This is a genomic window from Vibrio sp. ER1A (genome assembly GCF_000733315.1).
In the GTDB taxonomy this organism is placed as follows: domain Bacteria; phylum Pseudomonadota; class Gammaproteobacteria; order Enterobacterales; family Vibrionaceae; genus Vibrio; species Vibrio mediterranei.
Map to the genome: position 1 here is coordinate 299,691 of NZ_JPJA01000092.1, position 21,611 is coordinate 321,301.

17 protein-coding genes are annotated in these 21,611 nt (G+C 44.6%); 10 read left to right on the forward strand and 7 right to left on the reverse strand.

What is annotated here, in order from left to right; translation table 11 throughout:
* Positions 1-65 precede the first annotated feature (65 nt).
* Positions 66-914 carry a co-chaperone DjlA gene (gene djlA, locus HW45_RS19925; RefSeq protein ID WP_038229178.1) on the forward strand — a complete coding sequence of 283 codons (849 nt, stop codon included), beginning with the start codon at positions 66-68 and terminating at the stop codon, positions 912-914.
* Positions 914-1,456 (forward strand): DUF924 family protein, encoded by a 543-nt coding sequence (locus HW45_RS19930; protein WP_038229179.1) that lies wholly within the window; start codon positions 914-916, stop codon positions 1,454-1,456. Before djlA ends, HW45_RS19930 begins: the two co-directional genes overlap by 1 nt.
* A gap of 40 nt (positions 1,457-1,496) precedes the next feature.
* Here the strand turns inward: HW45_RS19930 and HW45_RS19935 are convergent, their stop codons facing one another.
* The 5 genes from HW45_RS19935 to leuA form a co-directional block, all read right to left on the reverse strand.
* Positions 1,497-2,276 carry a DUF547 domain-containing protein gene (locus HW45_RS19935; protein ID WP_038229652.1) on the reverse strand — a complete coding sequence of 260 codons (780 nt, stop codon included), beginning with the start codon at positions 2,274-2,276 and terminating at the stop codon, positions 1,497-1,499.
* A 129-nt stretch (positions 2,277-2,405) separates the two neighbouring features.
* Positions 2,406-3,008 carry a 3-isopropylmalate dehydratase small subunit gene (gene leuD, locus HW45_RS19940; protein ID WP_038229181.1) on the reverse strand — a complete coding sequence of 201 codons (603 nt, stop codon included), beginning with the start codon at positions 3,006-3,008 and terminating at the stop codon, positions 2,406-2,408.
* 13 nt (positions 3,009-3,021) lie between these two features.
* Positions 3,022-4,422 (reverse strand): 3-isopropylmalate dehydratase large subunit, encoded by a 1,401-nt coding sequence (gene leuC / locus HW45_RS19945; protein ID WP_038229183.1) that lies wholly within the window; start codon positions 4,420-4,422, stop codon positions 3,022-3,024.
* A gap of 60 nt (positions 4,423-4,482) precedes the next feature.
* Entirely contained in the window at positions 4,483-5,571 is a 1,089-nt protein-coding gene (leuB, locus tag HW45_RS19950) for a 3-isopropylmalate dehydrogenase (protein ID WP_038229185.1), read from the reverse strand.
* A 120-nt stretch (positions 5,572-5,691) separates the two neighbouring features.
* Positions 5,692-7,239, reverse strand: a complete 1,548-nt coding sequence (gene leuA, locus HW45_RS19955; RefSeq protein WP_006074850.1) for a 2-isopropylmalate synthase — start codon at positions 7,237-7,239, stop codon at positions 5,692-5,694.
* Between the two features lie 413 nt (positions 7,240-7,652).
* Between leuA and HW45_RS19960 the strand changes: the two genes are divergently transcribed.
* The 7 genes from HW45_RS19960 to HW45_RS19990 all read left to right on the forward strand — a co-directional run bounded on the left by HW45_RS19960 (position 7,653) and on the right by HW45_RS19990 (position 17,962).
* Complete coding sequence (locus HW45_RS19960) at positions 7,653-8,300, forward strand: TetR/AcrR family transcriptional regulator (protein ID WP_038229654.1); 648 nt, start codon at positions 7,653-7,655, stop codon at positions 8,298-8,300.
* A gap of 15 nt (positions 8,301-8,315) precedes the next feature.
* A complete protein-coding gene (locus HW45_RS19965) occupies positions 8,316-9,617 on the forward strand; it encodes an efflux RND transporter periplasmic adaptor subunit (RefSeq protein ID WP_038229187.1) in 1,302 nt (433 codons plus the stop codon).
* The gene (locus HW45_RS19970; protein WP_038229189.1) at positions 9,614-12,715 is read left to right on the forward strand and encodes an efflux RND transporter permease subunit; all 3,102 of its coding nucleotides are present in this window, start codon (positions 9,614-9,616) and stop codon (positions 12,713-12,715) included. The genes HW45_RS19965 and HW45_RS19970 overlap by 4 nt, the downstream gene beginning before the upstream one ends.
* Positions 12,716-12,875: 160 nt before the next feature.
* Positions 12,876-13,409, forward strand: a complete 534-nt coding sequence (locus tag HW45_RS19975; protein ID WP_038229191.1) for a phosphatase PAP2 family protein — start codon at positions 12,876-12,878, stop codon at positions 13,407-13,409.
* 12 nt (positions 13,410-13,421) lie between these two features.
* Positions 13,422-14,465, forward strand: a complete 1,044-nt coding sequence (locus HW45_RS19980; protein WP_038229193.1) for an MJ1255/VC2487 family glycosyltransferase — start codon at positions 13,422-13,424, stop codon at positions 14,463-14,465.
* Positions 14,466-14,986: 521 nt separating this feature from the next.
* The gene (leuO, locus tag HW45_RS19985) at positions 14,987-15,946 is read left to right on the forward strand and encodes a transcriptional regulator LeuO (protein ID WP_006074856.1); all 960 of its coding nucleotides are present in this window, start codon (positions 14,987-14,989) and stop codon (positions 15,944-15,946) included.
* A gap of 204 nt (positions 15,947-16,150) precedes the next feature.
* Positions 16,151-17,962: an AMP-dependent synthetase/ligase gene (locus HW45_RS19990; RefSeq protein WP_038229195.1), complete on the forward strand. Its 1,812-nt coding sequence runs from the start codon at positions 16,151-16,153 to the stop codon at positions 17,960-17,962.
* Between the two features lie 84 nt (positions 17,963-18,046).
* On the opposite strand, the gene HW45_RS19995 is transcribed toward HW45_RS19990, so the two are convergent.
* Positions 18,047-19,336 (reverse strand): peptidoglycan DD-metalloendopeptidase family protein, encoded by a 1,290-nt coding sequence (locus tag HW45_RS19995; RefSeq protein WP_038229197.1) that lies wholly within the window; start codon positions 19,334-19,336, stop codon positions 18,047-18,049.
* A 129-nt stretch (positions 19,337-19,465) separates the two neighbouring features.
* On the opposite strand from HW45_RS19995, the gene tyrS reads away from it, so the two are divergent.
* Entirely contained in the window at positions 19,466-20,653 is a 1,188-nt protein-coding gene (gene tyrS / locus HW45_RS20000) for a tyrosine--tRNA ligase (protein WP_038229199.1), read from the forward strand.
* 257 nt (positions 20,654-20,910) lie between these two features.
* Here tyrS and grcA read toward each other — a convergent pair whose 3' ends face one another.
* Positions 20,911-21,288, reverse strand: coding sequence for an autonomous glycyl radical cofactor GrcA (gene grcA / locus HW45_RS20005; RefSeq protein WP_031494358.1), 378 nt, complete (start codon positions 21,286-21,288; stop codon positions 20,911-20,913).
* Between the last annotated feature and the right edge of the window lie 323 nt (positions 21,289-21,611).

Below are 21,611 nucleotides of genomic sequence, written 5' to 3' on the forward strand. Positions count from 1 at the left end.
CCTTAACGACACTAGTAGACTGCGAATCAGCGCAAAAATTCATAAATAAAGAGCACATAAATCACATGATAGGTAAAATTTTAGGCGTATTTTTCGGCATGTTATTTGGCGGACCGTTAGGTGCGCTGTTCGGTTTATTCATTGGGCACCAGTTCGATAAAGCGAGACGATTAAATCAAGGTGGTTTTGCACGAGGTGGATTTGGCGGTGCAGATCAAGCTAAACGACAAGAAGAATTTCTCACCTCTGCCTATGCTGTGATGGGGCATGTTGCCAAAGCGAAAGGACAAGTCACCAAAGAAGAGATTCAACTAGCGACCATTATGATGGATCGTATGAACCTTAATAGTGAGCAAAAAAGAGCAGCTCAAGAAGCGTTCCGCGAAGGGAAGTCGGCGGATTTTCCGTTAGAACGCATTCTTGATAAGGTCCGTATTTCGTCGGGCGGTCGTCATGACCTGCTTCAGTTCTTTTTGGAATTGCAAATTTCAGCAGCCTTTGCTGACGGAAGTGTTCACCCTGCTGAACGAGAAGTGTTGCACCGGATTGCACAAGGGCTTGGCTTCTCAGCTCAGCAGTTAGAGCAGCGATTACGAATGCAAGAAGCGGCGTTCCGATTCCAACAAGGTGGTAATTTCGGTGGTGGTCACTATCAAGGTGGTCAACAATCAGGAAGTTGGCAGCAAGCGAGCAGTGCGTCGCAGCTTTCTGATGCGTATGATGTGCTTGGTGTGTCTGAAGATGCCGATGCGAAAACGCTCAAACGAGCTTATCGTAAACTGATGAATGAGCATCATCCAGATAAACTGATGGCTAAAGGTTTGCCACCTGAAATGATGAATATGGCAAAAGAAAAATCTCAAGAGATTCAAAATGCCTATGATTTAATTAAGAAGGTGAAGGGATTTAAATAATGCAGACAGACAAGGATGTACTGGACTTTTGGTTTGGTGAATTAACGCCCGCAGATTGGTTCTCGGGCGATGAGGCACTAGATAGCCTTATAGAGCAGCGCTTTTTGGCGCTGCATAATAAAGCCGCGCTCGGTGAACTGTATACGTGGCGTCAAAGCCCACAAGGACGCCTAGCTGAAATCATAGTATTAGACCAGTTTTCTCGGAATTTATATCGCGGTAAGCCTCAGTCATTTCTGTCCGACCCAATGGCGTTGGTACTAGCCCAAGAAGCGGTAGCATTAAGTGCAGACTTGAAGTTGAATGCAGAGCAACGCACCTTCCTATATATGCCTTATATGCACAGTGAATCTTTGGTTGTTCATGAAGAGGCTGTGCGCTTGTTCACGCAAAATGGTATTGAAAATAACCTAGACTTTGAATATCGCCACAAAGCTATTATCGAGCGATTTGGTCGCTATCCACATCGCAATAAGATTTTAGGGCGACAATCTAGTGAGGAAGAGCTGGAATTTCTTACCCAGCCCGGCTCTAGTTTTTGAAATGTAGTAAGGTCTAGGCAAGCAAGCCTGGACCCTAATACTATTTTTTGTTTAAAGCCCAATCGTAATCGTAGTCAATTTTACCCGCAAATCCTGTTAGCTTAGGGCTGTATTTTGCCATATGAGCAATGACACCACCTTGAGCTTTGAAGTCCTCAGCAAACCAGTCGTAAATCGACGAAAGTGTCGCCTTGTTACCTTTGATGCTTACGCCCTTATCTGAGTTGATAAAAGTGCTTGCCGCCTGTTCCAGCAACGCTTCTGTATTGCTTGATGTGAACGCTTGAGGTTGCAGGTTTGGACACCCTAAACTGGCGCAGTTAACGGCGTAATGGGTCCTTGGGTCGTTCCAAATGGGACGAAGAATTCTGTGCTCAATATCATTAAGTGTCAGCGTTTGACCTGTAATTGTAATGACATCATCTCCCCAAGGTCCAAAGCTAAACAAACCACCCAGTTTTGTAATCGATTTTACTGGGTAATTATCTAAAATTAGGTCAATGGTAATCGCATTGTAGAGGTTCACCCAGTAAGCGTACTGTTCCGCTTTATTCAGTGTTCTAGGGTCGATGGCTGCGAGTTCCGACAGATAACTTTTTAATTGCTGCTTATCGTTAGGAGAAACTCGAACGTAACGTACCAAGGTATTGTCACCTTCTACTACCAAATACTTATCGAGAAAGGCTTGCCAGCTTTGGTGTGATACGTTTTGAAGGTTTGCTTCATTACTTGAGTTCCAATAAGCCCAAAGCTCAGATTTCGGTGCGGAAAACGCAGTAAAACTAAACAATAAGAGAGAAGTCGTGAGTGCTCTAAGCAGTGTTTTAACCATAGCAACGATCCATTTTGTGTAAGGCTAATCCATCAGACCTGTAAAAGTGCCGAGTTATTTCAATTGAGTGAAAAAAATCCCAGCGCTTGGCTGGGATTTATCAATTCGTTTTGGCATTTATTTTAGGAAGCTAGGAATGTTGGCTTCATAAGCTGCAATTTTGTCTTCGTGCTGCAACGTTAGACCAATGTTGTCTAGACCGTTTAATAGGCAGTGGCGACGGAACTCGTCAATCTCAAAGCTGTAAGACTTACCGTTAGCAGTTACTCTCATTGCTTCTAGGTCGACAGTTATCTTGGCACCTTCGTTTGCTTCGACGTATTGGAACAGTTCATCCACCTCTTGCTCCGTTAACCGAACTGGTACCATTTGGTTGTTGATAGAGTTGCCATAGAAGATATCAGCAAAGCTTGGAGCGATCATGACTTGGATGCCGTAATCAGCCAGTGCCCAGGGAGCGTGTTCACGCGAAGAGCCACAGCCAAAGTTTTCACGAGCAAGTAAAATGCTAGCGCCTTGATAGCGAGGAGCATTCATAACAAATTCTGGATTGTCTTGCTCGCCTGCGTCGTCCAAGAAGCGCCAGTCGTGGAATAGGTGTTTACCAAAACCAGTGCGAGTTACTTTCTGTAAAAACTGCTTAGGGATGATGGCGTCGGTATCGACATTCGCTGCATCTAAAGGTACGACTAAGCCGGTGTGTTGTTTAAATCCTGACATGTTGGTTTCCTTCTTAGTCTAGCTCTCTGATATCAACAAAATGACCTGCGATAGCCGCTGCGGCTGCCATTGCAGGACTCACTAGGTGTGTGCGACCGTCACGGCCTTGACGACCTTCAAAGTTACGGTTACTGGTAGAGGCACAGCGCTCCTGTGGGCCTAGGCGGTCATTGTTCATCGCCAGACACATTGAGCAGCCTGGCAAGCGCCATTCAAAGCCCGCTTCTTTAAAGATAGAGTCTAAGCCTTCCGCTTCAGCCTGAGCTTTTACCTGCTCTGAGCCAGGGACAATCAAAGCTTGCACATGATCTGCGACTTTACGACCTTTAGCAACAGCGGCTGCAGCACGCATATCTTCGATACGAGAGTTAGTACAAGAACCTACAAATACTTTGTCTACGGGGTAGTCTTTAAGTGATTTACCCGCTTCTAGACCCATATAAGCCAGCGCTTTTTCTGCAGATGCTTTTTCTACTGGGTCAGCATAGCTTTCCGGTGATGGAATAGGTTGGTCAACGGCAATAACTTGGCCAGGGTTAGTACCCCAAGTAACCTGAGGTTTAATATCGGCACCGTTTAGTGTAACGACAGCGTCAAACTTAGCATCGTCATCGGTTTTAAAGGTTTTCCAGTATTCAACGGCAGCATCCCAGTCAGCGCCTTGAGGAGCGAACTTACGGCCTTTTAGATACTCAAACGTCGTCTCATCAGGAGCGATAAGACCTGCTTTCGCACCGAGTTCGATAGCCATGTTACATACCGTCATACGACCTTCCATAGAAAGGTCAGTAATCGCTTCACCACAGAACTCAACGACGTAACCCGTACCACCTGCTGCTGTAGTTTCACCGATAATGGCTAGGACGATATCTTTTGCCGTTACACCGGGAGCCACTTTACCTTTGACTTCAATCTTCATCGCTTTAGCGCGAGATTGTTTTAGTGTCTGAGTCGCTAGGACGTGCTCTACTTCTGAGGTACCGATGCCAAATGCCAATGAACCAAATGCACCGTGAGTGGCCGTATGCGAATCACCACAAACAATGGTCATCGCCGGTAGCGTAATACCAAGCTCTGGGCCCATAACATGAACAATACCTTGGTATTTATGATTGATATCGTAAAGTGTCACCCCGAATTCTTCGCAGTTCTTGGATAGCGTTTCCATCTGGATACGTGCCATTTCACCAGAGGCGTTGATGTCTTTGGTCGTTGTCGAAACGTTGTGGTCCATCGTCGCGAAAGTCTTACCTACTTGGCGTACTTGGCGACCTTTTTCGCGCAGACCATCAAATGCTTGAGGAGATGTCACTTCATGAACCAAGTGACGATCGATATATAGGATTGGGTTTTCACCCTCCGCTTCTACGGCGACGTGTGCATCGTAGACTTTTTCGTATAGTGTTTTTGACATTGCTAAATTCCTTGCTTCTTCCGCCACGCCCCCATAGGCGCAGCGAAGGCGATGTTGTAATTATGAGTTCAATACGTAACTTGCGATCTTGTCACCCATCTCAGAGGTGCTAAGTGCTGGCTTATCGCCTGCTAGATCCGCCGTTAATTCGCCTGCAGATAGTGCCTTACTAACTGCGGCTTCGATGTTTTGCGCTGCGGCCTCTTCACCTAAGCTGTAACGAAGCATTAGCGCAGCAGAAAGAATTTGTGCTACTGGGTTAGCAATGTTCTTACCAGCGATGTCCGGTGCACTGCCGCCAGCTGGCTCGTAGAGACCGAATTGACTTTCATTAAGACTTGCTGATGGCAACATGCCCATAGAACCTGTGATCATCGCACACTCATCAGAAATGATGTCACCAAAGATGTTAGAGCAAAGCATGATGTCAAACTGAGCCGGATCTTTGATTAACTGCATGGTCGCGTTATCGATGTACATGTGGTTTAGAGTGACATCTGGGTACTCTTTTGCTACTTCTTCAACGACTTCACGCCATAGGATAGAGCTTTGTAAAACATTCGCTTTATCGATGGAGTAAACGTTTTTGTTGCGAAGACGTGCGGACTCAAAGGCAATCTTGGCAATGCGTTCAATTTCAAAACGGTGGTAGACCTCAGTATCAAACGCTTTTTCTGTCGGGCCTTCACCTTCACGACCTTTTGGCTGACCAAAGTAGATGCCACCTGTTAACTCACGAACCACTACAATATCGAAGCCTTTTGCTGAAATATCAGCACGAAGAGGTGAAAAGTCTTCTAGACCAGCGTGAATTTGCGCTGGACGTAAATTACAGAATAGTTGGAAGTGTTTGCGAAGTGGTAGAAGGGCGCCACGTTCTGGCTGGTCATTGGGTGGAAGGTGCTCCCACTTGGGACCTCCAACTGAACCGAATAGGATTGCGTTTGATTCTTCACAGCCTTTCACTGTGCTCTCTGGAAGAGGGCAACCGTGATTATCGATGGCGATACCACCTACATCGTATTCTTCACGTTCTAGTGTAATGTTGTGCTTCTCTGAAATCGCATCCAACACTTTATGTGCTTGAGCCATAACTTCTGGGCCAATACCATCACCTGGTAGAACTGCAATCTTGTAAGTACCTGCCATGGGGCTAATTTCCTTAAATGTTGTATTTGCTTATATTTCTTAAGCCCCTTGAAAACTATTGTCTGGACAACAACAGCAAGGGGCTAAATTTTCCTGTGGTCTTGGGAATGAACGCTTACCTTAGACCGCTTCTACTTTTTTCTGCTTCATCTCTTCAATCTGATCAGCGCGATGAATACTATTGATAACATGAAGTAGGGCTTGACCAGAAGCTTCAACGATATCCGTTGAGACACCAGTCCCGTGATATTTGCGACCCTTGTAGTTAGCAATAATATCGGCTTGGCCCAAACCATCTTCGCCTTCACCTTTTGCAGTCAAATCAAACTTATCTAGAACAATGTCGTAACCCGTCACGCGATAGATACATTGATAAAGTGCATCAACTGGGCCGTTACCGACGGCCGCCTCGCATTTCTCTTCATCACCACATTGAATCTTGATGCTTGTCGTTGCCATGATGCTACCAGATTGAACGCTTAGATAGTTCAACTTAAAGAAGTCGTCTTCGGCACGCAAGTTCGCAAAGTGCATTAATGCTTCTAAATCGTAATCAAAGACCTGACCTTTACGATCCGCTAGCTTCAAGAAATCCTCATATAGCGTGTCTAGATTGTATTCATTCTCGTTGTAACCCATCGCATCCATATGACTCTTAACAGCAGCTCGACCAGAACGACTCGTTAGGTTCAATGCTTTGTCTTTTAGGCCAATGGATTCCGGTGTCATGATCTCGTAGGTATTTTTGTTCTTCAACATACCGTCTTGGTGAATGCCTGAAGAGTGGCTAAATGCATTTGCACCAACAATGGCTTTGTTGTCTTGAATTGGCATGTTGCATAGCTGGGAAACCAGTTTACTGGTGCGATGGATTTCTTGATGTTGCAGGCCAGTATGAACACCTAGAAGCTCTTGGCGCGTTTTAATAATCATCGCAATTTCTTCTAGAGAGCAGTTACCTGCGCGCTCACCGATACCATTGATGGTACCTTCAATTTGGCGAGCACCTGCTTGGACTGCTGCGATAGAGTTCGCCACCGACATGCCTAAGTCATCATGGCAGTGCACCGAAATAATCGCTTTGTCGATGTTAGGAACGCGATTGAAAAGGGTTTGGATGATACCACCGAATTCGTTTGGAACCGTGTAGCCTACCGTGTCTGGAATATTGATAGTACTTGCGCCAGCGTCAATAGCGGCTTCGACCATACGGCAAAGATTGTCGATTGGTGTGCGTCCTGCATCTTCACAAGAGAACTCAACGTCGTCGGTATAGTTACGTGCATGTTTCACCGCTTTTACGCCCATCTCGACTACATCGTCATAACTACGACGCAATTTATCTTGAACGTGAACCGTTGAGGTAGAGATGAACGTGTGAATACGGAATGCTTCTGCGACTTTTAACGCTTCAGCGGCGGCATCAATATCTTTAGCCACTGCGCGCGACAATGCACAAACTCGACTGTTTTTGATGTGTTTAGCGATGGTTTGTACTGACTCAAAGTCACCTGGAGAGGAGATAGGGAAGCCAGCTTCAATAACATCAACACCTAGACGCTCGAGCGCATAAGCAATTTGCAGTTTCTCTTTAACTGTCAGACTTGCTGAAAGTGCTTGCTCGCCGTCACGCAATGTGGTGTCGAATATTATCACCTGATCTTTCATAGTTGCTTCCTCTTTGTACAGGTTAATCGTTTACGTCCAGTTCAATCGATATAAAAAAACCCGCTTGTCTAAGCGGGTTTTTTTAGAATTCTTAGTGGTGTTTTTCGTCCACAACCTACCCGCGCGATTTTTTCACGATAAGGAGGAGGTTCAGGAGTAGAGAAAAACGTAATGACACTGTTATGCATTCCACAAAATTAAGTTACAAGATTAGTACCGCACTCAAGCTCATGCGTCAAGGGTTAATCTGATTTTTCTTGGATATCGGATCAGTGAGCACTGCAGTCTCAGCGTTTTCAATAGTAAATTAATCAAATGATTAAATTGTGATGAATTATTGTTCTGCATAAAGCAAAGGTATCAGTCCTATAATTAATCTTGTGATTAATAATTAAGGTTAAATTATGCAGCCTATGGAACAAGAAAAGAGAAAGGTAGGCCGCCCTAGAAAGCAAACTGACGCGCGACAAAAGCTGCTAGAGCATGCTCGTGAACTGTTTGTTGTCATGCCATACGATAAAGTATCGACTCGCCTGATTGCGCAACGAGCGGGCGTCAACATTGCGATGATTCGTTACTACTTTGGCAACAAAGAGGGGCTCTTCGAAACCATGGTTCGTGAGACCATCGCCCCTATGAAAAACAAAATGGATGAAGTTTTTACGAAAGGCGATCATCGTAACTTGTTTGATTTTATGCGTATTTATTATCACGAAATGAATAAAGTTCCGCAGTTCCCGCGTTTAGTCGCTCAAATTATGCATATGCCTCCCTCGGCGACACAGAGACGACTGTTTGAAAAAGTGTTTGCTGATCTTGCTCGCCCAGACCATGACCTGATGTTTGGTCGACTGCAACAGGCAGGGTATTTACGTGATGATATTGATCCGAAGCTTTGTAAAGTATCGTTTATATCACTCATGGTGTTTCCGTTTGTCGCGCCACCTGCCATGTTGCAACTACACGGAATCGAACTGAATGAAGCCTTTCTAGATGAGTTGCTCGAACACAACATCTCATTGCTATCACGTGCGCTGTTACGCGACCCTACTAACGACTAATCAGAATGTGACCTTATGACGTCTAAAAATAAAAAGCTGTTGTTTTTTCCTGCCTTTGCAGTTGGTTTAATTGCGCTCATTGCAGCAATAAACCTGAGACCCGATGTGCCAACGAAACCCGCTGGAGATCGTTCAAGAGTAGTGGATACCATGACTCTAGCGCCGCAGATGTCAGCGCCTATCGCAATTGGCTTTGGTCGAGCAGAACCGAAAGTTGAGTGGAAGGCCATAGCAGAGGTGACAGGAGCGGTGGTATACAAGCATCCGAATTTAGAAAAAGGCACCGTGGTAGCGGCGGGAACGGAAATTCTTCGTATTGACCCTTTAGATTACGAACTCAAGCTATCACAGGCGATTGCCGACCTTAAATCAAGCGAAACTCAATTGGCTCGTTTAGACCAAGAAGAGACGAACCTGAAACAAACACTATCTATTGAGATAAACCGCTTACAACTCGCGGAAAACGAATACCAGCGCCGTGTGGACCTCAATAAGCGTGGCTTAACGTCTCAGTCTGATGTCGATACTCAAAAACAAAATATGCTGTCGCAGAAAAAGTTGGTTCAAGATATTGAAAACCAATTGGCGTTGATGCCGGATGAAAGAGGTGTTTCCCAAGCTTTGGTGAAAGTGAACCAAGCGAAAGTAGATGAAGCGAAGCGCTCATTGGAAAAGACACGTATTGTTTTGCCCGTTACGATGCGTGTTTCTGAAGTGGATGCTGAGTTAAACCAAGTAGTGAACTTGCAGCAAACCATGGTTACAGCACACCTAAACGATGTGATGGAAGTAGAAGCGCAGTTGTCGATTCACGATTTGCAGCTGTTGTCGAATACCCTGAATTGGGATGAGAGCCAAAGTGGTAATGTTGAATTAGATAAGCTGCAAGCCACTGTGGAATTGAGTAGTGGAAACCTTACGGCAACGTGGCCAGCTAAAGTGGCTCGTGTCAGCGAAACCGTTGATGCTAACCAAGCGACAGCAGGTGTGATTCTGGAAGTTTCTCAATTACCAAGCAACAACGGCCTTGCGGGTACGCCAGTGCTGGTCAATGGGATGTTTGTAAAAGCAACCATTGAAGGACAGAAACAGCCATCTTGGCTCGTGCCTGAACGCGCATTGCACGGCGATAAAATCTATTTGATGAACGATGAAAATCGCCTTGAAATGCGTTCGGTACAAGTCTCTTACCGTAGGGATAATCAAGTGATCATTACTGGTGACCTACAGCAAGGTGAAAGAGTGATTCTGAACGATATTTTGCCCGCTATTGAAGGAATGTTAGTCCGAGAAAGCATCGACGAGGCAAGCCAATGATTCGATTTTTCTCTAAGCACCCAACTGCTGCCAATTTGCTAATGTTGGCATTGTTGATCTTGGGTATCTCGTCGTTGTCGACCATAAAACGTGAAACCTTCCCGGAGTTTGATCCGCCTTATATTATGGCAGCTATCACTTATCCGGGGGCATCGCCACAGGAAGTGGAAGAGAGTCTCTGCGTACGAATGGAAGATGCCGTCGATGGCCTATCAAATATTGAAGAAACCAAATGTGAAGCGATTGAAGGTTCTGCGCGTTTAACGCTTAAACTCAATGAGCGAGCAGACATCGGCCGTATGCTGGTGGATGTGCAAACTCAAATTAATGCTATCAACGACTTTCCTGACGAGATTGAATCTCCAGTAGTTCAAGAGCTGGATTGGAATGAGCCTGTAGTAGACGTTGCTATAACAGCGGACACCAGTTGGCCAGAGCTAAAAGCGTACGCCGAGCAGCTCAAGCGCATTCTAAAGCTAGATTATGGTGTATCACTTGTTGATGTGAGCGGTTTCTCGGATCACCAATATCGTGTGGAGTTGAACACTCAAATCATGCGCCAAATGGGGCTCAGTATCAGCGATATCGCGGTGCAAATTGGTAATCAGAACATCAAGTTACCGAGTGGTAATGTTGAAACTGAAGACAAAAATTTCTTAATTCGTTTTGATGAACGACGAGTAACTCCGCAAGAGTTGGAGTCTATTGTTGTCGGTTCAAGTCCCAGCGGTGCACTTATTCGCCTGAAAGATGTAGCGACTATTACCGACCGCTTTGAGCTTGATGAGCAAAAGGTACTGTTCAACGGTAAGCCTTCTGCAGTGCTAAAGATCAGTAAAAACAAAGAAGATGATGCACTGCGCGTAAAAGAGCAGGTCACCAAATTTGTGGATGCACAGCGACTTATCGCACCAGAAGGCGTGACGTTAGAAATGACCAACGATATGTCATCGGTACTTTGGGATCGTCTGACCATGATGGTCAAAAATGGCTGGCAGGGGATCTTATTAGTCTTTGCGACGATGTGGTTGTTCTTTAGTTTCCGTTATTCGTTTTGGGTTGCCGCTGGCTTACCGGTGGCATTTCTTGGTGGTCTTTTCTTGATGGCTAACCTCGGGCTGTCGATCAATATCATGTCGCTAGTTGGGCTATTAATGGCCATCGGTATCATGATGGATGATGCTATCGTTATCGCAGAGTCGATTCAATCTCACCTTGACCGAGGACAGAGTATCGATGATGCGGTCATCAATGGAGTGAAGAAAGTCCTACCCGGTGTTATCTCCTCGTTTTTGACTACTGTGTGTATTTTCGGCAGCTTGCTCTTCCTGCAAGGAGAAATGGGGGCGGTGCTGCGTGCTGTGCCACAAGTGTTGATTTTGGTGTTGTCGCTTAGTCTGGTTGAAGCATTTTTGATTTTGCCGAATCACTTGTCTCACTCGCTGCATAAGCATAATAAAGATAAGCCTCCCGTAAAGTTCAAGCGCGTGTTACTCCAGCGCTTTGAGCATTTTCGCAATACAACATTAGTGAATGCGGTCGACAAGGTTGTTTCCTACCGCTATGCCTTTATGGGCAGTGTTTTTGCGATGTTACTTATCTCAGTAAGCTTAATCGCTGGCGGGGTAGTAAAGTTCCATCCATTCCCTTCATTAGATGGCGATATAGCTGAAGCGAGGATCATCCTGCCACCAGGGGCCTCCTTGTCTCAAACAGAGCGTGTTGTCGATAAAATCGTAGCGTCGGCTGAAAAACTCAATAAGCAGTGGAGCGACGAAATGGAAGGTGGCGAACCACTGGTAAAACAAATTACTAGTCAGTTCAATACTAACCGTGATGCCAACGAATCAGGGCCACATATTGCTACTGTGAGACTGGATTTGCTCAGTGCTGAGCAACGAAATACCTTGATCGATGATTTTATTGCGGCTTGGAGAGAAGATGTGGGAGAGCTTGCTGATCCGATCTCATTAGTCTTCAAGCAACCGACGATGGGGCCGGGTGGCCGTGCATTGGAAATTCGCATTAAGCATGATGACCTAGATATGCTAAAAGCCGCGTCCGTTGAGATACAGCAATACTTGAATGAGTTTGATGGTGTCAGTGGTGTATTGGACGATATGCGTTTAGGTAAAGAAGAGATTCTGGTCAAATTGCGCCCGGGTGCCGAGAGCTTTGGGGTTAATGGTCAGCTGATTGCTAGCCAGCTTCGAGCCGCGTTTTTTGGTCAAACTGCTGATGAAATTCAGGTAGGGGTGGAAAACATTAAAATTGAGGTGAAACTCAATAAGCAAGATATTGGTGATATCCAGCAGTTGGCTAATTTCCCGATTTTCCTGGCGGACGGTTCACAAGTTCCTCTGGCTTCTGTCGCGACGTTAGATTTTCAGCGTAACTATGTGCGTATCCAACGTGTTGATGGTTTGAGAACCGTGAGCGTATTTGGTGATGTTGACGCATCTAAAGCTAGCTCGACCGATATTATCAGCCAGTTCCGCGCTGAAGAAGTCAGCAAGCTACAGCAAGAATATCCAGGATTGAGATTCGACTTCGAGGGGGAAACCAAAGACAGTGCAGAAACTGGCGCGTCAATGGCAAAAGGGTTCCTATTAGGATTATTTGGCGTATTCACCATTCTGAGTTATCAGTTCAGAAGTTACCTTGAACCTTTTGTGGTTATGTTGGCGATTCCTTTAGCCTTTATTGGTGTGGTATGGGGGCACTTGCTGTTAGGACACTCAATGAGTATGCCAAGTATTATGGGATTTGTGTCGCTAGCCGGTATTGTAGTTAATGACTCGATTCTCTTGGTTCAGTACATACGTCACCATGTGGATGAAGGCGATTCAGTGCATGACTCTGTGGTTAAAGCGAGCCGTGAACGTTTTCGTGCGGTGTTCTTAACGTCAATGACTACGGCGGCAGGTTTATTGCCTCTACTTACCGAGACCAGCTTGCAAGCTCAGGTTATTCAGCCGCTCGTTATTTCGATTGTGTTTGGTATTTTTGCTTCGACGGCCTTGGTGTTATTTATGATTCCATCGGCGTACGCCATATTGGCTGATTGGGGATTGGTCCACAAACACGAAGAAATCTAATTCGCGTAAATATAATATTCCTTACTTCCATTCTACAAGTTAGTGAGCTGAGTTCCTCAGCCACTAACTTTCATCATTTCTCCAATAAATCGTCACCTAATTGTCATTGTTGCTGACTACTTTTTGATCATGAGTTACTCGTTATCACAAGGAGTGAGTTATGAGAACCATTGAGCCAATTGCGCGAATGGATTTAGCCTTTTCATTGTTTTGCTTGCAGCATCGCTTTAATGCCCCGGTCGCTAAGATAAGCCGTTGGGTGTCCAGAACTGGAGATGGTCATCTTTACCTAATATTAGGATTGATGATTTGGTTTATGGACGATGTGGCAGGGCGTTTGTTCTTTGCTGCTGCGTTGCTGGCTTTCGCCATTGAGCTACCTATTTATTGGTTAACGAAGAACAGTTTTAAACGTCGCCGTCCTGAAGAGTTCTCTCATCTTCTTCAGGCCTTCATCACACCTTCTGATCGTTACAGCCTGCCTTCAGGGCATACCGCAGCGGCGTTTCTAATGGCAACAATAATCGGGCACTTCTATCCAGCTTGGTATGACGCTGCTTTGATATGGGCGTTGCTGATTGGTGCGTCACGAATTCTGCTCGGGGTTCACTTTCTTACTGATGTGGTTATTGGTGCTGTCTTAGGTGTATCCGCTGCGCATGTATCGATCAGTTACGTGCTTGAGTTAGTTTAAAAGGTGATATTGATGAAGATTCTTTACGGTGTTCAGGGGACTGGAAATGGACATATTGCCAGAGCAAGAGCGATGTCTCAGGCACTGAAGTCTCATGATGTCGAGGTAGATTTTCTATTTTCCGGACGCGACAGAGACAAGTATTTTTCCATGGAGCAATTTGGTGATTACCAAACCCGGCGGGGATTTAGTTTTGTCACCGAGGATGGCAAGGTCAATTACTTGAAAACAGTAATGGAAAATAGTTTAACCAGCTTTTTTAGTGAAGTGAGACAAATGGATGTCTCGGACTATGACTTAGTCATCAACGATTTTGAGCCAATCACGGCTTGGGCAGCACGCTCTCAAAACATACCAACCGTCAGCATCAGCCATCAAAATGCGTTTCTATTTGATGTGCCACAAAAGGGGGCGAACTGGATTGATGACTCAGTCATCCAACATTTTGCACCTTCCCGGTATCAACTGGGTTTGCATTGGTATCATTTTGGCCAACCTATCTTACCGCCTATTGTTCATACCAATGGACATGATGTGACTTCGGAAGACTTCGTATTAATTTACCTGCCTTTTGAAAACACACAAACCATTATCGATGTGCTATTGCGCTTCGTAAATCAAAGCTTTATCTGTTATCACCCTGAGATTATTGAGCAGCAACAAGTCGAAAACATTCTGATGAAGCCGCTGAGTCATGAGCAGTTTCAGCGCGATCTGCACCGTTGCCAAGGGGTAATCGCCAATGGTGGGTTTGAGCTGCCATCTGAAGCACTGAGCTTAGGTAAGAAGCTATTGGTAAAACCACTTGATGGTCAGTTTGAACAACAAAGTAATGCCGCAACGCTAGAGAGCTTAGGGCTTGCTCAGTCCATGGACTTCCTTGATGCATCGGTCATTCGTGCTTGGTTAGATGAAAAGCAAGCTGAACGAGTAACCTATCCAGATGTTGCTAACGAGATTGCGGAGTGGCTAATAGCTGGAAACTGGGATTGTAGCCAGCAGCTACGTCATCGTTTATGGGAGAAAGTTGATTTTCCGAGCTACGCATCCATTTAACAACCATCGAGGCACTTTATTACTTTAACGAAAAGCCGCATTGAGCGGCTTTTTTGCGATTACAGCCCTGTAATGTGTTGCTGTTGTATTCATGCTAGCTATTAATGCCTATTAAATAATAGACATCATGTATCTGTTATTTAAATACTTTGAAAGTTGTTCTATATGGTAGTTAGATACAGCTAATGCGTTGGAAACTATGGTAGATATACTCAGTAATTATGGTTTTAGAGTTTGTGACGGACAAAAGTTATTAAAAATGTAATTTATCTTTTTTTATATATAATGTAACTTATTGTTGTTAATGAATAATGTATTTATCTCGATAAAATTTGGTGATTCTTTGTCAAACTTGTTGGTGTTGGGTTTGTTATTAGTAGATAGTTTGTTTTGTCCTCGAACTATGCAGAGGATTAATAGAACGTTGTAAGGTGCGTAACGGTAGCGAGTAACCAACTCCTGCTGCTAACCATTAATCCTTACTCACATATTCGAGATTGAAATTACACGAGGCTTACTAAATGTTAGACAAAAAAGATGCTATGAGCGCTATCGCTAGCTACCGCATGGAAAGCACATTACGCGGCGTAGATCTAAACCTATTGACTGTTTTCGACGCAGTGATGCAAGAGCAGAATATCACTCGCGCGGCACACAATTTGGGTATGTCGCAACCAGCAGTTAGTAATGCCGTTGCGCGCCTTAAAGTGATGTTCAACGATGAACTATTTATGCGCCAGGGCCGCGGTATTCAACCAACACAACGTGCTCGTCAGCTGTTTGGTCCTGTGCGCCAAGCATTGCAGTTGATTCGCAATGAACTACCGAGTTCTATTTTTACACCAGAAACATCAACTCGCCTGTTCAAAATGGCAATTTGTTCTCCGTGTGATATGCGTTTTGCTCCAAAAATCATGCACACTATTTCCGAGCAAGCGCCTCACGTTCAATTGCACTTGGACGCTGAAGCTGACCGTCAATTGGCAGACCGCATGCGTTATCAAGAAATTGATTTTGTCATTGATTACGCTCGTTATGATGCGCAAGGATTCTCAAGTACAGAGATCTTCCAAGATGAACTGGTTGTAGTTGCTGCAAAAAATCACCCGCGAATTCATGGTGTAGTAAGCACTGCTCAGCTAGCACATGAAAAGCATGCTAAGTTATCTAAGGTACACGGCGTTCGCAGCTTCTCTGAGCAAGCATATCGTGAACTGGAGTGCCAAGCTTCGTATGAAGGCACCAGTCTAAGCAACGTGCTTTATGTGGTAGGTCAATCTGAGCTTGTGACTATCGCACCACGTTGGTTGGTAGAAAATGCGGTTAATAAAGAGCAGCTACAAGTACTTTCACTGCCATTAGAAAATACTAAAATCAGCGGCTATTTGAGCTGGCACGAGTCGAGTGAGAAAGATAAAGGTCACATCTGGTTGCGTGATCAGTTGATGGTCATCTGCGGCGAAGTTGTCGCGTTGTCATAGTCTATTACAACTTTCTAGAGCAAGCCCTGAACAGTATCTGTACAGGGCTTTTTTAGTTTTTACAGAAAGTTATTATCATTGAATGATTAAACCGATAACTATTATTGATAACTTTGATATAGGTCGGTTGCCTTTTTTACGAGCATAGGTACACTTGTGCGCTCAAAAAGCTTACATGTGTAAGCTAAAAGGTAAAGATAGAACATGGCTAATTTAGATTTCCATATTGTAAAGAAGATTCGTGACCGAATCGCACAAGGTGGCGACAAGATCGCCTTACGACATAAAATCAACAATGTGTGGCAAGGGATTAGCTGGAAGGAGTTTGGGGTAAACGTTGATGCGTTATCTCTGGCTCTACTTGGAAAAGGAATCCAACCTCAAGACAAAATCGGTATCATTTCCAATAACATGCCGAAGTGGACAATTGCTGACTTAGCAGCATTGCAAATTCGCGCGGTAACCGTACCGCTATATCCTACAAATACCCCAGCTCAAACCAGCTATATCGTTCAGAACGCAGATGTTCGTATCTTGTTCGTTGGTGAGCAAGCGCAGTATGATGCGGCTTTATCTATCTATGAAGAGTGCAGTCAGTTAGAGCTTATCGTTGCGATGAGTGATGACATCGTTCTGGCTGAAAATGATTTCAGTGTGAGCTGGCAAAGCTTTATGTCTGATGCCAGCATTGAACAACAGTCCACGCTATCAGAGCGACTAGAACAGGCCAATTACGATGATCTGCTAACGCTGATTTATACGTCTGGTACCACAGGTCAACCTAAAGGTGTAATGCTAGATTACGCTAACATCGCAGCACAGTTGAAAGGTCATGATGCAAGGTTAAGCCTTACTGATCGAGACGTATCATTGTGCTTCTTACCGCTATCACACGTGTTCGAGCGTGCTTGGACGTTCTATGTATTGTATCAAGGCGGCACCAACTGCTATCTACAAGATACAATGCAAGTTCGTGATGCATTGAGTGAGATTCGTCCTACAGTAATGAGTGCGGTGCCTCGTTTCTACGAAAAGATCTTCTCAGCTATTCATGAACGTGTTTCTAAAGCGCCCGTTCATCGCAAGATTATGTTTACCTGGGCGGTCAACATGGGTGCGAAGATGGCACAATGCCGTCAGGACAACGTCGAGCCTTCATTGATTCTTAAGAAGAGTCATGCATTGGCAGACAAGTTGGTGTTGAGTAAGTTACGTGAGCTACTAGGTGGACGTATTAACTTTATGCCTTGTGGCGGGGCTAAACTTGATGAAACCATTGGTCGCTTTTTTCAAGCCATTGGTATCAATGTCAAGCTTGGCTACGGTATGACCGAAACAACGGCAACCGTCTCGTGCTGGGACGATACCTGTTATAACCCAGACTCTATCGGTATGCCGATGCCTGGTGCGGAAGTGAAAATTGGCGAGAACAATGAAATATTAGTTCGCGGACCAATGGTTATGCGTGGCTACTATAAATTGCCGGAAGAAACAGCGCAGACGTTTGATGCCGATGGTTTCCTAAAAACTGGTGATGCGGGTCAATTTGATGAACGAGGTAATCTGTTTATCACTGACCGTATTAAAGAGCTAATGAAAACCTCAAATGGTAAGTATATTGCCCCACAAGCGATTGAAGGTGCGATTGGTAAAGACCATTACATCGAGCAAATTGCTGTTATTGCCGATACCCGTAAATTCGTGTCGGCGCTGATCGTGCCATGTTTTGATACGTTAGAAGAGTACGCTAAAGAGCTTAATATTAAATATCATGATCGTCTTGAGCTGATTAAGCACAATGAAGTGGTTGAGATGTTTGAGAAGCGTATTACTGAACTGCAAAAAGAGCTGGCAAAGTTTGAGCAGGTGAAAAAGTTCAAGTTGCTGCCGACGGGTTTCTCTATGGATAAAGGTGAGCTGACGCCAACGCAAAAGCTTCGCCGTAAAGTGATCAACGATCGCTACCAAGATGAAATTGAAGAGATGTATCGCGATACCCCAAATAAGCCACACTAAGCTCTAGCGATTAAGCTGCAGTAGTAAAAGAAAAACCCTAGCTATTCGCTAGGGTTTTCTATTTTGGTGTTCCGGCTTTTGAACTTAGTTATTGGCGTACAACAATTCACTGTATCTATCTAAGGTGTTGAGTCGGTTCTCAGCATTGGCTAGGAAGGTCTGCTTAGCTTTACCTGTTAACGACTTAGACTGCGGCAGTTTTACCGTTCTCGGGTTCTTATGGACGCCATTTACTAAGAATTCATAGTGAAGGTGAGGACCGGTTACACGACCTGTTCCGCCAAGTGTACCAATAGTTTGACCTTGTTTTACTCGTTGTCCGGTTTTTACGGTTCGCTTCGTCAAGTGCAAGTACTTGGTGATATACGTATTGCTGTGTTTGATGAATACATAATTACCATTGAACTGGTTATAACTGGACTTCTGGACAATACCGTCACCGGCAGCCCAAATTGGTGTGCCGACTGGCGCGGCATAATCGGTGCCTCGGTGGGCGCGAACTTTTCCGGTCACTGGGTGGCGACGAGTTGGGTTAAAGTTTGAGGTTACACGGCGAAAATCGAGTGGGGAACGCAAGAACGCTTTCTTCATTGCGCGACCATTTTCGTCGTAATAGTTACCCGTCTTATCGTCTAATATCGCCTTGAAGGTATCGCCTTGGTTTCTAAAAATCGCAGCGATAATTTTGCCACGGCCGATCACTTCTCCTTCCACGACTTTTTCTTGGTATAGCAATTGAAAACTGTCACCGGAGCGAATATCTAACGCGAAGTCGATATCCCAACCGAAAATACCGGCCAACTCCATAATTTGATTAGCAGTTAATCCAGCTGAAATCCCAGCGTTCCAAAAGTTAGATGAAATTTGTGCTTGTGCGTAATTGTATTGATAGTCGACCTCTTTTTTAGCCCAAGTCGAGGTAAATCCGTCATCAGTACGAGTGATCTTGAACGTTTCATAGTCGTTAATCCTACGTTTTAGCTGGATAAAGTCGCTATTCTCGTCGAATCCGAATGTTAGCTTATCTCCCGGTCTCAATTTCGAGAGCTGCTGTTTAATGTCGTTATTGGTATAAATTAACTCATGCAGCAAGCGTGGCGACAGTCCTAAACGTTGAAAGAGAATGGCAGCGCTTTCTCCAGAGCGAACAGTATGCTCTTCCCAATTGAGTACAACGGTTGGTGGAATGGCATCACCAATAGGAAAGGCGCTATTGTCAATCGTTAGGGCGTAATGCTTGCCGACTTCAAGTCGGTCATTCCCATCATCCAGCTCAGTTACGTCTGGCAGGAACAAGGCAACAACGATTAGTGCCGTAAAAAAGGCGATGAGCGCACGGTGAAGCCAAGGCAGGCGCTTAAAAACAGATACCATGAGAGTTCAATTCAACATTATTTTTGAAATTTCCTAAACCAATTAGTCTAACTGGTTTCAAAAAACATCGCTATTCAAGTAAGATGTCCAACTATTATATTTTTGCCAAATCTGTGGGAGTGAACAAGAATGGCGAACCTTGAAGCAGCGTTGGCTGAGATCAAACGTGGTGTTGACGAGCTAATTCCAGAAGAAGAACTGATTGCTAAGTTAAAAGAGGACCGTCCTCTACGCATCAAACTGGGTGCCGATCCTACAGCACCAGATATTCACCTAGGTCACACAGTAATTTTGAATAAGTTACGTGCATTCCAAGACCTAGGTCATGATGTGACTTTCTTAATCGGTGACTTCACTGGTATGGTTGGTGACCCAACGGGCAAAAACACGACGCGTCCACCGCTAACTCGTGAAGACGTTTTGCGTAACGCTGAAACGTACAAAGAGCAAGTGTTTAAGATCCTAGATCCAGCGAAAACGACGATCGCATTTAACTCTGAGTGGCTATCAGAACTGGGTGCTGAGGGCATGATTCGCCTTGCAGCTAACCAAACTGTAGCTCGTATGCTAGAGCGTGATGACTTTAAAAAGCGCTATGGCAACAACCAGCCAATCGCAATTCATGAGTTTATGTATCCACTGCTACAAGGTTACGATTCAGTAGCGATGAAAACGGATGTAGAGCTTGGTGGTACAGACCAGAAGTTCAACCTTCTAATGGGCCGTGAGCTTCAAAAATCACATGGTCAGAAACCACAGGTTGTACTGACTATGCCGCTTCTAGTAGGTCTGGACGGCGAGAAGAAGATGTCCAAGTCTGCACACAACTACATTGGTGTCAGCGAAGCGCCGTCAGAGATGTTTGGTAAGATCATGTCTATCTCTGATGAGCTAATGTGGAGCTACTATGAGCTGCTGTCATTCCGTCCTCTAGGCGAGATTGAACAGTTCAAAGCCGATGTTGAGGGTGGCGCAAACCCTCGAGATATTAAGATTCTACTTGCGAAGGAAATCATCGCACGCTTCCACACTGAAGCGGATGCCGATGCGGCTGAGCAAGAGTTCATCAACCGTTTCCAAAAAGGCGCGATGCCGGATGAAATGCCAGAATTCGAATTCGAAGCAGGCCTTCCAATTGGTAATCTTTTAAAAGAATCAGCACTGGTTAATTCAACATCGGATGCAATGCGCATGATTCGTCAAGGCGCAGTGAAGATTGATGGCGAGAAAGTGGAAGATACTAAGCTAGTACCAGCTGCGGGCCAAGCGGTTTACCAAGTCGGTAAACGTAAGTTTGCTCGAGTGACACTGAAATAATCGGTGATATTGTAAGCGCATTAGTTAGCTCCCTGCCTGCGCAGGGATGACATCTCTAAGATAGAGGAGATGTCTAATATAGTATAGATGACATGCCTAAGGTAGATGGCATGATTGAAATATTAGTGTGTGCTTGATGTGCTTTGAAAACCTCCTTCGGGAGGTTTTTTTGTATGTGTCGAACACAATTTTACATACATAAAAAAACAGACGCTTGCGCGTCTGTTTTTCTGTATTTGCTTACATCACGTCTCTAATTATAGAGACTCAGTAAATGTACGAGCGATAACGTCACGTTGTTGTTCTGGAGTTAGCGAGTTAAAACGTACTGCGTAACCAGAAACACGGATAGTTAGCTGTGGGTAGTTCTCTGGGTTAGCAACAGCGTCTTCTAGAGTTTCACGCTTAAGAACGTTTACGTTTAGGTGTTGGCCACCTTCGATGCGAGGTGCAGCTTCGATTGCTACTTCGCGGCTTTCGTATTCGCCTAAGTCGCTAACAGAGATAACTTGGTCAGCTTCAAAACCAGCATTTGCTGCAACGCAACGTGCTTCGTTTTTGTCACCGTCGATCAACCAGATTGAGTTTAGTAGATCGTCATTTGCTGCTTTAGTAATTTGGATACCTTGAATCATCACTATCTCCTAATCCACTTTCAGAGTGGCATTTTTGTGGTGTTAATTTTCAATTCTTGTCGAGCTGGCTTATATATAACCCGTTGTGGGTATTTTAGTATTGATTTAGATCAAAATACAACAAAAAACATTAATGAAGTTATGGTTAATTTCTTGATTGAAGTCAATCAAACCTTTAAAAATGGTGCTTTAAAATGATATTTTAATAATTAAAAATTATTTTAATTTGCATTTTGTAGTAATAAAACAACAAAATTGCCTTAAGAAGCTTGCTATTTAGGTAAAATCAATGGCTTCCATAACCAAAACTGAAAGTATAAGAT

Excerpts from the sequence above, each read along its gene's own strand:
- djlA (WP_038229178.1), top strand. The coding sequence starts at position 66 with ATGATAGGTAAAATTTTAGGCGTATTTTTCGGCATGTTATTTGGCGGA.
- HW45_RS19930 (WP_038229179.1), top strand. The coding sequence starts at position 914 with ATGCAGACAGACAAGGATGTACTGGACTTTTGGTTTGGTGAATTAACG.
- leuD (WP_038229181.1), bottom strand. The coding sequence starts at position 3,008 with ATGTCAGGATTTAAACAACACACCGGCTTAGTCGTACCTTTAGATGCA.
- leuC (WP_038229183.1), bottom strand. The coding sequence starts at position 4,422 with ATGTCAAAAACACTATACGAAAAAGTCTACGATGCACACGTCGCCGTA.
- leuB (WP_038229185.1), bottom strand. The coding sequence starts at position 5,571 with ATGGCAGGTACTTACAAGATTGCAGTTCTACCAGGTGATGGTATTGGC.
- leuA (WP_006074850.1), bottom strand. The coding sequence starts at position 7,239 with ATGAAAGATCAGGTGATAATATTCGACACCACATTGCGTGACGGCGAG.
- HW45_RS19960 (WP_038229654.1), top strand. The coding sequence starts at position 7,653 with ATGGAACAAGAAAAGAGAAAGGTAGGCCGCCCTAGAAAGCAAACTGAC.
- HW45_RS19965 (WP_038229187.1), top strand. The coding sequence starts at position 8,316 with ATGACGTCTAAAAATAAAAAGCTGTTGTTTTTTCCTGCCTTTGCAGTT.
- HW45_RS19970 (WP_038229189.1), top strand. The coding sequence starts at position 9,614 with ATGATTCGATTTTTCTCTAAGCACCCAACTGCTGCCAATTTGCTAATG.
- HW45_RS19975 (WP_038229191.1), top strand. The coding sequence starts at position 12,876 with ATGAGAACCATTGAGCCAATTGCGCGAATGGATTTAGCCTTTTCATTG.
- HW45_RS19980 (WP_038229193.1), top strand. The coding sequence starts at position 13,422 with ATGAAGATTCTTTACGGTGTTCAGGGGACTGGAAATGGACATATTGCC.
- leuO (WP_006074856.1), top strand. The coding sequence starts at position 14,987 with ATGTTAGACAAAAAAGATGCTATGAGCGCTATCGCTAGCTACCGCATG.
- HW45_RS19990 (WP_038229195.1), top strand. The coding sequence starts at position 16,151 with ATGGCTAATTTAGATTTCCATATTGTAAAGAAGATTCGTGACCGAATC.
- HW45_RS19995 (WP_038229197.1), bottom strand. The coding sequence starts at position 19,336 with ATGGTATCTGTTTTTAAGCGCCTGCCTTGGCTTCACCGTGCGCTCATC.
- tyrS (WP_038229199.1), top strand. The coding sequence starts at position 19,466 with ATGGCGAACCTTGAAGCAGCGTTGGCTGAGATCAAACGTGGTGTTGAC.
- grcA (WP_031494358.1), bottom strand. The coding sequence starts at position 21,288 with ATGATTCAAGGTATCCAAATTACTAAAGCAGCAAATGACGATCTACTA.